This window comes from Priestia sp. SIMBA_032, from assembly GCF_046535215.1.
Classification (GTDB): Bacteria; Bacillota; Bacilli; order Bacillales; family Bacillaceae_H; genus Priestia; species Priestia aryabhattai.
Window position 1 is genome coordinate 222252 of record NZ_JAWRXD010000006.1, and the last position, 13220, is coordinate 235471.

The 13220-nt window shown below is 38.5% G+C and carries 13 protein-coding genes; 8 read left to right on the top strand and 5 right to left on the bottom strand.

Translation table 11 applies throughout. From position 1 onward, the window contains the following. Positions 1-14 precede the first annotated feature (14 nt). From SB717_RS20385 to SB717_RS20405, 5 genes are all read left to right on the top strand, one after another. Positions 15-740, top strand: coding sequence for a response regulator transcription factor (locus tag SB717_RS20385; protein WP_074681700.1), 726 nt, complete (start codon positions 15-17; stop codon positions 738-740). Beyond that, on the top strand, positions 718-2073 hold the full coding sequence (locus SB717_RS20390; protein WP_045291627.1) for a sensor histidine kinase: 1356 nt from the start codon (positions 718-720) through the stop codon (positions 2071-2073). Before SB717_RS20385 ends, SB717_RS20390 begins: the two co-directional genes overlap by 23 nt. 146 nt (positions 2074-2219) lie before the next feature. Next, positions 2220-2846 carry an FMN-dependent NADH-azoreductase gene (locus tag SB717_RS20395; protein ID WP_410904563.1) on the top strand — a complete coding sequence of 209 codons (627 nt, stop codon included), beginning with the start codon at positions 2220-2222 and terminating at the stop codon, positions 2844-2846. A gap of 157 nt (positions 2847-3003) precedes the next feature. Beyond that, positions 3004-3897 (top strand): LysR family transcriptional regulator, encoded by an 894-nt coding sequence (locus SB717_RS20400; protein WP_410904564.1) that lies wholly within the window; start codon positions 3004-3006, stop codon positions 3895-3897. 137 nt (positions 3898-4034) lie between these two features. Further along, the gene (locus tag SB717_RS20405; protein ID WP_088049201.1) at positions 4035-4466 is read left to right on the top strand and encodes a carboxymuconolactone decarboxylase family protein; all 432 of its coding nucleotides are present in this window, start codon (positions 4035-4037) and stop codon (positions 4464-4466) included. 37 nt (positions 4467-4503) lie between these two features. On the opposite strand, the gene SB717_RS20410 is transcribed toward SB717_RS20405, so the two are convergent. Both SB717_RS20410 and SB717_RS20415 read right to left on the bottom strand, forming a co-directional pair. Beyond that, positions 4504-5706, bottom strand: coding sequence for an MFS transporter (locus SB717_RS20410; RefSeq protein WP_410904565.1), 1203 nt, complete (start codon positions 5704-5706; stop codon positions 4504-4506). Positions 5707-5835: 129 nt separating this feature from the next. Then, on the bottom strand, positions 5836-6630 hold the full coding sequence (locus tag SB717_RS20415) for an SDR family oxidoreductase (protein WP_410904566.1): 795 nt from the start codon (positions 6628-6630) through the stop codon (positions 5836-5838). A gap of 170 nt (positions 6631-6800) precedes the next feature. Here SB717_RS20415 and SB717_RS20420 point away from each other — a divergent pair, with 170 nt between their 5' ends. Next, positions 6801-7385 (top strand): DUF502 domain-containing protein, encoded by a 585-nt coding sequence (locus tag SB717_RS20420; protein WP_098621242.1) that lies wholly within the window; start codon positions 6801-6803, stop codon positions 7383-7385. Positions 7386-7409: 24 nt separating this feature from the next. Here SB717_RS20420 and SB717_RS20425 read toward each other — a convergent pair whose 3' ends face one another. Further along, positions 7410-8282, bottom strand: coding sequence for a TetR/AcrR family transcriptional regulator (locus SB717_RS20425; RefSeq protein WP_074681686.1), 873 nt, complete (start codon positions 8280-8282; stop codon positions 7410-7412). 269 nt (positions 8283-8551) lie between these two features. Here SB717_RS20425 and SB717_RS20430 point away from each other — a divergent pair, with 269 nt between their 5' ends. Then, a complete protein-coding gene (locus SB717_RS20430; RefSeq protein WP_410904567.1) occupies positions 8552-11662 on the top strand; it encodes an efflux RND transporter permease subunit in 3111 nt (1036 codons plus the stop codon). 36 nt (positions 11663-11698) lie between these two features. Further along, positions 11699-11836, top strand: coding sequence for a hypothetical protein (locus tag SB717_RS20435; protein ID WP_014457868.1), 138 nt, complete (start codon positions 11699-11701; stop codon positions 11834-11836). A 34-nt stretch (positions 11837-11870) separates the two neighbouring features. On the opposite strand, the gene SB717_RS20440 is transcribed toward SB717_RS20435, so the two are convergent. Both SB717_RS20440 and SB717_RS20445 read right to left on the bottom strand, forming a co-directional pair. After that, positions 11871-12044, bottom strand: a complete 174-nt coding sequence (locus SB717_RS20440; protein ID WP_013085357.1) for a YozQ family protein — start codon at positions 12042-12044, stop codon at positions 11871-11873. A 111-nt stretch (positions 12045-12155) separates the two neighbouring features. Next, positions 12156-13142, bottom strand: a complete 987-nt coding sequence (locus SB717_RS20445; protein ID WP_410904568.1) for an ABC transporter substrate-binding protein — start codon at positions 13140-13142, stop codon at positions 12156-12158. Positions 13143-13220 lie beyond the last annotated feature (78 nt).

Below are 13220 nucleotides of genomic sequence, written 5' to 3' on the forward strand. Positions count from 1 at the left end.
GAGAGGTGCATAATATGAAAGAGAAAATTTTAATTGTGGAAGATGAAGCGCAAATTGCGAAAGTGTTAAAGATTGAATTGGAATTTGAAGATTATGAAGTAGATGTTGAGTACGACGGGAAAGCGGGGTTAGAGACGGCAATATCCTCTCAATATGACCTCATTTTACTCGACGTGATGCTTCCAAGTCTGAGCGGTATTGAGGTGTTAAGAAGACTTCGGAAAGCGGAAGTATTTACCCCAGTTATTCTATTAACTGCCCGAAATACGACGCTAGATAAGGTAATGGGATTAGACCAAGGGGCTAATGATTATGTTACAAAACCGTTTGAAATTGAAGAGCTGTTAGCGCGAGTTCGCTCTTGTATTCGCTATCGTTCGCTCGTAGAAGCATCAGGGACGAAAGATGCTGAAGCAGAGCTCTTAACGATCAGTGATTTGACCATTAATCTTGAAACACGGGAAGTCCTAAGAAACAATGAATCCATTACGTTGACACCGAAAGAGTATGATTTAGTCGTGTATTTGCTTACGAATAAAAATAAAATTGTCACGAGAGAAGGAATTCTCACAAACGTTTGGGGCTATGAATATGAAGGAGAAACCAACGTAATTGATGTGTATATTCGCCACTTAAGAAAAAAAGTAGATGAAGGTTTTTCTACTTCTCTCATTCATACGGTGCGGGGCGTAGGATATATGATGAAAGAGGAGAAACATGAAGATCACGACGAAGATTAATTTGCTGACAACAGCATGGCTAGTGGTTATTTTATTAATCATGAACATCGTTGTTTTTTTTTCCTTTACTAAATCTACGGTGAATATGGAACAGGACATTTTATTCGAAAAAGCACGCGAGATTATTCAAAAAGGTCAGCAAGATCATTCCGTGGAGCTCTCGCCGGAGTTACTAAAATTTTATTTGACCAACCATTCATTTATCCGAACAGTCTCAGAAAATTCTACGGTCATTAACCAGGTATCAAATGATCCTCATCTGGTGAAAATTAAGCCCGAGTTTTCAAAGAAAAAAAAGGTGAAGCTTCGCAAAATTAGAGAAAAGCAAGTATTGGTTATTCGCATGCCTGTCAAAGTCAATAATCAAGTCGTTGAAACGCTTGAGATTGGTGAACTCCTGACTGGTTTTGAAACCCGTAAAGATATTTTGCTATCAATTTTGATTTTTTGTTCGCTTGTGTCCATTTTACTGTCTCTTTTAGGAGGAAGATGGTTATCACGCGTCATTATGCATCCTATTAAAAATATGGTCACAACGATGAAAGAGATCGAAGAGAGCGGTGTTCCTAAAAAAGTCCTCATTCAAACGGAAACGAGAGATGAACTGCAGGGTATGACCGTTACTTTTAATCATATGATTGACCGCTTGCGAGAAAATATTGAAAAGCAAAACCAGTTTGTTTCCGACGCTTCTCACGAATTAAAAACCCCTCTAACCGTTATTCGCAGTTATTCTAATTTATTAAGAAGAAGAGGGATTAAAAATGAAGAAATTACGCTCGATGCGATCGACACCATCTATGCGGAAGCAACCAAAATGCAAAAAATGATTGAAACGCTGCTTGATCTGGCAAGTGTGGAAAAAGAACAAACGCTTGATATGAAGCAAACAGATCTTGTTCTTATTTTTGAACAAATCGTTAAGCAGCTGCAGCAGGTATACAAAAGAGAATTAGTTCTTCATTATGATCAAACGCCCATTATGATTGAAGTAGATGAACTAAAAATGAAGCAAGTGTTGATTATTTTGCTTGATAATGCAATTAAATACAGTACGGATAAAATTGAAGTGACCGTGGAAAAAAAGCAGGAAGATGTCATTATCAAAGTAAAAGACTATGGAATCGGCATTCCAAAAGAAGATCTTGCACATATTTTTGAACGCTTCTATCGAGTTGATAAAGCTAGAAGCAGAGCCACGGGAGGAACGGGGCTTGGACTATCGATTGCGCAAACTATTGTTCGTCAGCATAAAGGCGAGATTTTTATTAAAAGCGAAGAAGAACAAGGGACGGAAGTTGTGATTCATCTTCCCGTTTCATCTATAAACTGAAAAAGCCGCCATTAGGCGGCTTTTGTGTGATTATGATGCTGATTTTTCTCAGACTAAAGTATGAAAGTATTTCATTATAAAGTCGTTCGAAACGCAAGGACAAAGCGAATAAAATAAGAGTATCAACAATCAGTGGAGGTTTTAGTATGAGTTATACTCTTTTTATAAAAGCAAATGACAGATCGGCAAGTGAAGCGGTCAGCGTAAAATTATATGATGCGTTTTTAGAAAGCTATCAACAATCGCACCAAGGTGAAGAAATAATAGAGCTGAATTTGTTCAAAGAAGAACTTCCTTATTTAGGTGCTGACATGATAAACGGTCAGTTTAAATTAGCAAGAGGGCTAGAAGTGACGGCAGCGGAAAACAAAGCAGCAGAAATTGCTAATCGTTACCTAGAACAATTTTTGAAAGCTGATAAAATTGTCATTGCCTTTCCGCTTTGGAATTTTACCGTGCCGGCCGTGCTTCATACGTACTTTGATTATTTAAATCAAGCAGGCAAAACGTTTAAGTATACGCCAGAAGGCCCTGTGGGATTACTAGGCGATAAAAAAGTGATGTTATTAAACGCGCGAGGCGGAGTGTATTCAGAAGGTCCAGCAGCTGCGGTCGAAATGGCCGTTAAATATGTCAGCAGCGTACTTCAATTTTTCGGGGTCACGGATGTGAACTCTATTATTATTGAAGGACACAATCAGTTTCCAGAGCGTGCTCAAGAAATTATTGAAAGCGGCTTAGAGCAAGCAGCACAAGCAGCTAAAACATTTTAAATAATAGTAGTAAAAGAAGACGGGACAGAAGTATTTTAGGTGAAGGTATATCCGAACGATGAATCGTTCGGATTTTTTGCTGTATATCTTAAAAGTTAATAGGTAAAATGAATAAATAAGATAAAAGATATTCGCTTTATCTATAGGAGGAGTAGAGATGGATATTCGTCAGCTTAATTATTTTTTAGAAGTCGCTAAATTAAGGAGCTTTACTAAAGCATCTCAAAGTCTTCATATTTCACAGCCGACTTTGAGCAAAATGGTGAAAAACTTAGAGGAAGAATTGGAAGTAGAATTAATTGATCGGTCCGCAAGACAGATTAATTTAACGGATGCCGGGGAAGTTGTGTATGCGCAAGGACAAAAAGTTATGGCATCAATTGATGAGCTATCGACTTATTTATATGATGTGATGAATCTGAAAAAAGGGATGATTAAAATTGGAATTCCTCCATTGATTGGAGTACTGTTCTTTCCAAAGATTATTAAAGAGTTTCAGCAGCTCTATCCAGATATCACAATTAAACTTATTGAATACGGAGCCAACCGTGTTCAAAAAGCAGTAGAAAAAGGAGAGCTAGACTTAGGTGTAGCGGTGCTTCCAGTAAATGAACATCTTTTTGATATTAATCCATTTATCTCGGAAAAAATGCTTTTATATGTTCACCATTCTCATCCTTTGGCCTCTAAAACTCATGTGGAAATTAATGAACTAGCCCAAGAGAAATTTATTTTATTTAATGAAGATTTTACGCTTCACGACCGGCTTATTCAGGCGTGTCAACAGGCCGGGTTTGAACCTAACGTAGCTTACGAGAGCTCTCAATGGGATTTTATTGGTGAAATGATTGCGGAAAACTTAGGTGTATCTATCTTTCCACAGTCCATTGCAGCAAAAGTGGATTCTGCTATCGTAAAAGCAGTTCCTATTACTAATCCTTCAATTTCATGGGATTTAGGATTAATTTTAAAAAAAGATAAATATATTTCATATGCCTCTAAACAATTTCTCCACTACATGAATGAACAGTATTCTGTTTTATATAGATAAAATGCATATGTTGTATTGAATATATGTATTTTACGAAAGAAAGAATGTGCGTTAAAGTAAATAGTGTAGAAAACATACAAGAAAACAAACATTGATTCCGCGCGGTGTCAGTAAAAAAACACGGAGGCTGATTTTACATGGCACAAGATAGTTATCAAAAAGGTTTAGATAAATTAATGGAATATACATTAACGAGTAACGATGATATTTCGACTCATTTAAAAATTACGGAAGATTTAAAAAACCTAGCTCCTGACGTTGGGAAATATATTATTGAATTTGCCTATGGAGACATTTATTCACGACCAGGTTTAACGAATAAGCAGCGAGCATTAGTTACCATTTCGTCATTGGTTACTCAGGGTACAGAGCCTCAGCTTGAGCTGCATCTAAACACAGGTTTAACAGCTGGACTAGAGCCGAATGAAATTGTGGAAAGCATCATTCAATTAATTCCATATACAGGTTTCCCTCGCGTGTTAAATGCTTTAAGCGTAGCCAAGAAAGTATTCGCTCAGCGCGACGTGGAAGTAGAGACAGGCGAAAAAGAGCTAGTAGAAAATAAATAATAAGCACGAAAAAGACGCTCTAAAAGAGCGTCTTTGTTTATGCGAGCTGCTTTTGTTTGGTTTCTTTTCCTAGAAAAACAATCGAACCAACACCGATTAAAATAGCTGCACAAAAGATTGAGAACGTAATGGTTAAAGACGCACCTTGGGTTGACATATACCCAACTAACAGCGGTCCTAAAATTCCTCCAATTCGTCCAAAAGAAGCTGCCATTCCAGCTCCTGTGCCTCGAATAGATGTCGGATATTGCTCAGGTGTATACGCGTATAAAGCTCCCCAAGCACCTAAGTTGAAGAAAGACAACAGCATACCTGCTGTTAGCAGCAGCCAAAGTGACTCCGCATTTCCGAAGATATATGCGCTGGCAGCCGTACCTAACAAGTATGTGACCAATACAAATTTTCGGCCCATGCGTTCAATAAACCAAGCAGCCGTATAATAGCCAGGCAGTTGAGCTAATGTCATAATCAATACGTATTCAAAGCTTTTGATTAAGCTAAATCCTTTAATGACCATGACGCTAGGTAGCCATAAAAACATGCCGTAATATGAAAATACAACGCAAAACCACAGAACCCACAGCATAATGGTAGATTGACGATAAGGCTTAGACCACACGCTTCTTACATTGTCCGCAATCGACGGTTTCTTTTCCTTTGTCGCTTCCACAAACTGAGGAGAATCGGGCAGTTTAATGCGCAAATAAATGGCATAAAACGCTGGGATAGCCGTTAGGATAAGAGCTAGCTGCCACCCGTAAGCTGGGATTATAAAGTAAGAAATAAGCGCTGCCAGTAGCCAGCCGAACGCCCAAAAACTTTCTAACAGCACGACCACTTTACCGCGTTTTTCCGGCGCTACGGTCTCAGAAACAAGTGTAGAAGCAACAGGCAGCTCTCCTCCTAAACCCATTCCAATTAAAAATCGAAATACTAAAAAAGCAGCAAGGGTAGTAGTAAGAGCCGAAAGGCCGCTTGCCACTGAAAAAAGAACAAGAGTCACAATAAAAACGGTTTTTCGCCCAATTCGATCAGCCAGCAACCCGAATACTAGAGCTCCAACGGCCATTCCGATCGAGTTAACGCTGCCTATCCAACTCATTTCGGTAGGGGAAAGTCCCCATTCAGCGTGAAGAGCTGCAATGATAAAAGACAAAATGCCAACATCCATTGCATCGAAGAGCCATCCGAGTCCTGCGATGCCAAGCAGCTGACGTTCTGATAATTGTTTTGTTTTCATGTCTTCCTCCTAGAAGCAAAGAATTTTGCTTTAAGTTTACACCTGTCTTGACATAATGTCACGCCTATTTTAAAGAAAAAGTTCAAACGGAAAAGCTCTATACCTTATGGGATAGAGCTAATTTTATTCTCACATTTTATCGTAAAGCATTTTTCTAGGCCATGTATACGCCATATGACCGCCGTCTACTGTAATGCAATCACCCGTTACATATGAGCTGTCATCAGATGCTAAAAATAATACAGCACCGGCTACTTCTTCGGGTTTGCCTAAACGGCCCATCGGATTGACCCATTCATATGCTTTTCTGAATTTTTTTCCTTCTTCAGCGCCTGATAAATCATCAAGAAGAGGTGTTTCGATTGTTCCAGGAGCAATTGAGTTAACGCGAATACCTTCACGAGCGTAGTCGATTGCCGTAGTTCTTGTTAAGTTGGTAATAGCGCCTTTTGCCGCGTTATAGCCAGAACGGTCTAAGTCTGCTGCCAGTCCGGATACGGATGAATTATTGATAATCGATCCGCCATTTTCTAACATCAGCGGAATAACGTATTTGCTTACAAGAAATGTTCCGCGTAAATCTACCGACATTAAGCGATCCCAGAGTTCTACTGGATATTCGTGAAGCTTGCCGCCCTCTGTGTCTGTACCCGCATTATTAAAAAGAATGTCCACTTTTCCAAATTTCTTTTCAATTTCCGCTGTGAACTCTTTTACTTTTTCTTCTTCAGCTACATCGATATAGTAGGCGTATGCTTCACCGCCAGCGTCTTTAATTTCTTGCGCTGCTTTTTTCACACCGTCTAAATTAATATCGGCACAAATAACAACCGCTCCTTCTGTCGCAAAGCGCTCAGCAGTTGCTTTTCCTATACCAGAGCTTGATCCTGTAATAACAGCAATTTTTGATTCTAAACGTCCCAATTGTACCCCTCCGAAAAAATAAATATATAAGTATGTATGTTCATGTACCCATCTATTATTTTGATAAAACGTTGCCAGTTTATACATATATGAATAGAAATAAAGAGACGCAGCAAAACAAATCCATTGTATAATGAACAGCAGTATGTCAGAAAAAATGAGGTGTTTGCATGAAAGCAATCATAAAAAGTTTTATTAATGGACTCTTAACGATTGTCCCTATTATCCTTGTTATTTATATTTTGGTAAGAGTGTTTAATTTTTTAGACAGCATTTTAGGAAACGTATTGAAGCCCTATATGAAGGAGGATTATATACCGGGGGTTGGGATCTTAGCAACTCTTGTCTTAATTACGTTCTTAGGATGGTTATCTACTCGTTTTTTCGCTGGGAAAATCATTAACTTAATTGATCGATTGTTAGAAAAAATACCGCTTGTTAAAACGCTATATAGTGTTATTAAAGACACGTTTCAATCTTTTCTTGGAGAGAAAAAGTCCTTTTCAAAAGTCGCTTTAGTGACGATGCCCGGCACGTCAATGAAAGTCATAGGGTTTGTTACCTCTGAAGAAGTAGAAGAGGTGATTCATTCATTAAAAGACCACGTGGCCGTCTATATTCCGCAAACTTTTCAAGTAGCGGGTTTTACTTTTTTGATTCCAAAAGAAGAAATTGAATGGTTAGATATTAAGCCGGAAGAAGCAATGAAGTTCGTGTTATCTGGGGGAGTATCTAGTTCAAAAGCAGAAAAATAACAGAAGGCTTGTTGAAGCCTTCTGTTATTTTTGTTGGAGTAGGGCTGTTAGAAGATTAAGTGGTTCTTCCAACGGTTTAAGTTCCGTTAAATTTCCAACCATACCTTTTACAATAGCAGCGGTAGGCTTATCTTTTTTTAGCTCCATTTGTAAAATGTGAAAGCTGTCTGTGTGCTCATCAGAAATATGATCCCTGGTGTCCAACAGATGTTTAATCTCCTTAAGAGCTTGTTGTACCTGCTCATTTTTACTTAGAAAAGTTGTTCGTTCCTTTCCGTATATATCTTCACCAAAAGAAGCCGGAATAAGGGGACGAGGTTTTCTAGCTAATAAATCTTCTACTAATACATCAACTCGGTCCATTATGTACTGCGCTACTTCTTTAAAGGTAAGCTCGTATTGATTGAAGATAATAATTTCTAAAAAGGAATGATGAATACCTTCAATCATTTTCGTTAAATCCGAGATATAAGGAGTTACGTCTTCTCCGTATACGCTAACTAGGCTTTTACGATGAAAGTAAAACGTTTCTCGCTGCATTTTATGAACAAAGGTCTCCACTTCTTTGTTAAATGGAATCGATTTTTCACGGATTTGCATGATAATAAAATCTCTGTGCTCCGTAATAAATTCATAGAAATAGATGAGCTGATTCATATAGCGGCTGCGGGCATCGTTTACTTCCTCGTCGAGAGCATAAACAGAGCTAAAGAGCTTTTCATAGTAAAAGTTTAGAATTGATAATAAAAGTGCATCCTTAGATTTGAAGTGCAGGTAAAACGCGCCTTTAGAAATATTGCATTCATCTACAATTTCTTGTACAGAGGTAGCATTAAATCCTTTCTTTGCAAAAAGCTTAATGGAAGCTTCAATTATTCTTTTTTCTTTTTCTTTCATGTATTCTACCTCCTTTATTGAACAATTTGGCTATTCATTTCGTTAGATAATAGTATCATACACTAAAAAAGATAAAGGTATATATCAAAGTTAAGACCGGGAGTCAGTTCCTTTAAAAAACGATGTATCGGAAATATGTCTTTATTATGAATATGTTAGGAGAGAGCCTGCTTAGGGTTGACACTGACCAGTTAGTCATTTATATTTTAAGTTGTTGTGACCAATCAGTCAATTTTATTAGTATACATATATTTGAAGGAGGATATGCATTGGGGAAGTTTATTAAATTTTCATTGAAAAATAAATTTGCAGTATGGCTGTTAACACTCTTTGTTATTATTGCAGGGCTGTATTCAGGATTTAATATGAAGCTAGAGACTATTCCTGATATTTCAACGCCTGTTGTAACAGTCAGTGCAACTTATCCGGGAGCCACTCCGGAACAAGTGGCAGACAAGGTGAGTAAGCCGATTGAACAAAAGCTTCAGGGACTGAGCGGTGTTGACACAGTTAGCTCGTCTTCTTATGAAAATATGGCTACCATTCAAGTTGAATATAGCTTTAGTAAAAATATGGAGAAGGCAGAAGACGAGGTTAGACGAGCTCTTTCAAACGTGGATCTGCCAGATGATGTAGAGGAACCAAATGTTTCAAGACAAAGCATCGGTGATTTTCCGATTATTTCATTAAGTGTTTCAGATGATAAAAAATCATTAGAAGAATTAACGAAGTATGTAAAAAATACCGTTGTTCCACAAGTTGAAAAAGTGCAAGGAATTTCTTCGGTCAGCGTGTCAGGAGAACAAGTTGAGGAAGCAGAACTTGTATTCAAACAAGACAAGCTCAAGCAGCTGGGACTCGATGAAGATACGGTGAAAAAGCTGATCCAAGCATCTGATGCAAAAGTGCCAGCTGGTACATATACGATGGATGGATCTCAAAAATCTGTTGTGGTAGATGGAAAGATGACAACAGAAAAAGAATTGGAAAACTTAGAGATTCCAGCTGTGCCTAGTCAAGGAGCTGCTCAAGGTCAGCAACAAGGAATGAGCCAGCAGCAGACACAAGGAGCCGTGCAGCAGGCGTCGTCCGCAGCTTCGATTCCAACTGTGAAATTAAAAGAAATTGCGGATATTAAAGTGACGGGGAAAGCAGAATCCATTTCTCGCACGAACGGCAAGCCTTCAATTGCTGTACAAGTTGTCAAAGCGAAGGATGCGAACACAGTAAATGTTGTAAATGATATTAAAGAAAAAATGAATAGCCTAGAAAAGAAAAATAAAGACCTTCACGTTGACAATATTTTTGATCAAGGTAAACCGATTGAAGATTCTGTTCATACGATGCTAAATAAAGCTATTATCGGTGCGGTCTTTGCGGTTATTATTATTCTTTTGTTTTTACGTGATATTCGTTCAACGATTATTGCCGTTATTTCGATTCCACTTTCGTTATTAATCGCCATTTTGGCGCTCAAATCAATGGATATCTCTTTAAATATTATGACGCTTGGAGCGATGACTGTAGCCATCGGAAGGGTTGTAGATGATTCCATTGTCGTTATTGAAAATATTTACCGCCGCATGGCTTATCAGGAAGAAAAGCTTAAAGGAAAAGATTTAATTGTCGCGGCGACGAAAGAGATGTTTGTTCCAATTTTCTCTTCTACAGTCGTAACCGTGGCCGTATTCTTACCGTTAGGTCTCGTAGAAGGACCGGTAGGAGAGCTATTCTTACCGTTTGCGTTAACGGTTGTTTTTGCACTGTTAGCATCACTGCTAGTAGCAGTAACACTTGTGCCAATGCTTGCTCATTCGTTATTTAAAACAAACGTAAAAATAAAAGAAGAAAAACCAAGCAAACTAGCGCACGGATATAAGCGGATTTTGAACTGGACGCTAAACCATAAGCTTATTTCCTTTGGGTTAGCCGTACTACTGTTAGTAGGAAGTTTATTCTTAGTTCCTTCTATTGGAGTGAGCTTCTTATCATCCGATCAAGAAAAAACGCTGACGCTTACGTATACACCGAAAGCCGGACAGTCTCAAAGCGACGTAGAAAAAGCAGCAAATCGTGCAGAAGCGTACTTGATGAAGCGAGATGGTGTCAAAACGGTTCAGTATTCGTTCGGTGAAGGTAACTCTTTTAATCCGGGAAGCAAAAATAACGTTTTAACATTTGTGCAATATGACGAGGATACACAAAACTTTGATAAAGAGCAGGATAAAGTATTAAAGGCTCTTAATAAACAAGCGAATCAAGGTGAATGGGGCTCAATGAATACGGCGTCTAGCGGCAGCAATAATTCATTAAACGTCCTGATTTACGGAGATAGCTTAGATGAAATCAAACCTTATGCTGATAAAGTTCAGCATGTATTAGAAAAGCATAAAGAACTGAAAAATGTCGATTCTACGCTTTCAGATACGTTTGATGAATATACGTTAGTACCGAACCAAAAGAAAGCCGCTGAACTCGGCTTGTCTGCTAGTCAAATCGGCATGCAAATTTCCAACCTTGGACAGCGTGAAGTATTAACAACTATTCAAAAAGACGGAAACGAAATTAACGTGTACCTACCAAAAGAAAAAGAGGATTTTTCTACTTTTGCCGAACTTTCAAGCACAAAAGTGACCTCTCAAACTGGACAGGAAGTTACATTAAATGAAGTTGTAGACATTAAAGAAGGGAAGACATCGAATACGGTAACGCGCCGTGATAATAAGATTTATGCAGAGGTAAGTGCCGATATTAAGAGTGACGATGTAGGAGGCGTTTCTTCTAACGTCCAAAAAGAAGTGAAGAAAATTGATTTGCCAAGTGATATGGATATTAACTTTGGAGGAGCATCAGAGCAAATTAATGACTCATTTAGTCAATTAGGAATTGCCATGCTCGCAGCTATTGGTATCGTGTACTTCGTACTTGTACTGACATTTGGTGGAGGTTTAGCGCCATTTGCTATCTTATTCTCACTTCCATTTACACTCATTGGTGCGCTAGTGGCGCTTTTAATCTCTGGGGAAACGATTAGTATTTCTTCGATGATCGGAGCTCTTATGTTGATTGGAATTGTGGTAACCAATGCGATTGTTCTGATTGACCGCGTGATTCATAAAGAGCAAGATGGTCTTTCAACGCGTGAAGCTTTACTAGAAGCTGGAATGACACGTCTTCGCCCGATTTTAATGACAGCTATTGCAACGATTGGTGCACTGCTTCCATTAGCTTTTGGATTTGAAGGTGGAGGCCTTATTTCAAAAGGGCTAGGGGTTACCGTGATTGGAGGACTAACAAGTTCTACGCTGCTTACGCTCATTATCGTTCCAATTGTCTATGAATTTTTTATGAAGTTTAAGCGCAAAAAAGTAAAAGAGTAGAAGCAAGACAAATTTCCGCTTTTGAGGTGAATAGCGATGAAGTCAATTGATAAACTAATGAAACAGCTGATTCAACAAGGAATTAAAGCAAAGAAGGTGACGATTGATAAATCAAAGCGCCAGCAGTGGATGTCCATGTCATTGCCTAAAACGGCATGGCAGCATTCAAAATAAAAAAAGAGCTGACTTAGAGTCAGCTCTTTTTTTATTAACGATCTGTATCTTCAAATGATCCTTCTTGATAGGCATCGCTTACTTGCTCATGTGTTTCTGCTAGACCTTGTGAGAGCGCATCTTGTCGGTTATAATCTTCTGTTTCGAACTGACGGTCAGCCATTTCATTTGTATCTGGCTGCTTTTTAGGCTGTTTTTTTGAATTCATTTTCACCACTCCTATTTAATAAAGTGAGACCACGGTTAGTGTGCGATGAAAGGAAATACATTATGCATGCAAAAAGAGCTTCGATTCGTCGAAGCTCTTTCTTTCATATTATTATTGTTTTTTATCTAAGAAGATTTTTTCAATATCATCAAGTACGATATTAGCTGCTAACACACCGCCTGCTGTATTCCAAGTAGCATCATCTACTTTATGAACATGGTCTTCTTGAGCCACTTTTAGCTTTTTAAAGAGAGGATCGTTTATCCATTCTTTTTCAAGCTTTGTTGCTTCACCGTCTCCTGTTTCATAAGAGAAGTAGAATAGCTGATCGCCGTCCATTGCGGGAATGCGTTCTTTTGTTGCATTCATTTCCGCAAAATCATCCTTGTCTTGAGATTCAGGGCGAGCAAAGCCAAGCTGATCTAAAATAACGCCTGAGAACGAATCTTTATGATAGATACGAACGTCTCCAGCTGTAAAGCGTACAACTGAGATTTTTTGTTTTAACTGATCACCAAGGCGTTTCTTTAAACCCGCTACGCGGTTGTCGTAGTCCGCTAATACTTCTTTGCCTTTTTCTTCTTTATTTACCGCTTTTGCATATAGCTTAAAGTTTGATTTCCAGTCTCCGCGCAGCTCGTCAGAAAATACAGTCGGAGCAATTTGACTTAGCTGATCGTAAACTTTTTCTTGGCGCATCTTATTTCCGATAATCAAGTCAGGCTTTAAAGCAGCGATTGCTTCTAAGCTCGGCTCGCTTTCTGTACCTACACTTTTAACGCCTTTCATTTGACCTTTAATATGGTCATACCACGGATTTCCTAACCATGATTGAACAGCACCAACAGGCTTTACACCCATTGCAAGAAGAGCTTCAGTACCTTCGTTTGTTAAAACGACCACTCGTTTAGGTGTTCCTTTAATGTCTGTTTTATCCATTGCGTGTTTTACTGTATAAGTTTCGCCAGAACCCTCAGTTTTTTCTTTTTTATCGCCGTCAGCGCTGTTTGAATTACCGCAGGCTGCCAGCACAAGCAGTGTCATAATGGTAAGAATGGATAACAAATATGACAACTTGCTTTTACGATATGTATTCACGTCTTTTCCCCCTTGTGAGTGATAATGATTTTCATTAACAATTAAGATAATATTCTAACTTTTAAGCGGTGTCAATTA

What these genes read in the sequence shown, in the direction of transcription:
- SB717_RS20410 (WP_410904565.1), bottom strand. Translation starts at nt 5,706, where the DNA reads ATGAAAACAAAACAATTATCAGAACGTCAGCTGCTTGGCATCGCAGGA.
- SB717_RS20395 (WP_410904563.1), top strand. Translation starts at nt 2,220, where the DNA reads ATGAGTTATACTCTTTTTATAAAAGCAAATGACAGATCGGCAAGTGAA.
- SB717_RS20390 (WP_045291627.1), top strand. Translation starts at nt 718, where the DNA reads ATGAAGATCACGACGAAGATTAATTTGCTGACAACAGCATGGCTAGTG.
- SB717_RS20385 (WP_074681700.1), top strand. Translation starts at nt 15, where the DNA reads ATGAAAGAGAAAATTTTAATTGTGGAAGATGAAGCGCAAATTGCGAAA.
- SB717_RS20400 (WP_410904564.1), top strand. Translation starts at nt 3,004, where the DNA reads ATGGATATTCGTCAGCTTAATTATTTTTTAGAAGTCGCTAAATTAAGG.
- SB717_RS20440 (WP_013085357.1), bottom strand. Translation starts at nt 12,044, where the DNA reads ATGAATTCAAAAAAACAGCCTAAAAAGCAGCCAGATACAAATGAAATG.
- SB717_RS20420 (WP_098621242.1), top strand. Translation starts at nt 6,801, where the DNA reads ATGAAAGCAATCATAAAAAGTTTTATTAATGGACTCTTAACGATTGTC.
- SB717_RS20405 (WP_088049201.1), top strand. Translation starts at nt 4,035, where the DNA reads ATGGCACAAGATAGTTATCAAAAAGGTTTAGATAAATTAATGGAATAT.
- SB717_RS20425 (WP_074681686.1), bottom strand. Translation starts at nt 8,282, where the DNA reads ATGAAAGAAAAAGAAAAAAGAATAATTGAAGCTTCCATTAAGCTTTTT.
- SB717_RS20435 (WP_014457868.1), top strand. Translation starts at nt 11,699, where the DNA reads ATGAAGTCAATTGATAAACTAATGAAACAGCTGATTCAACAAGGAATT.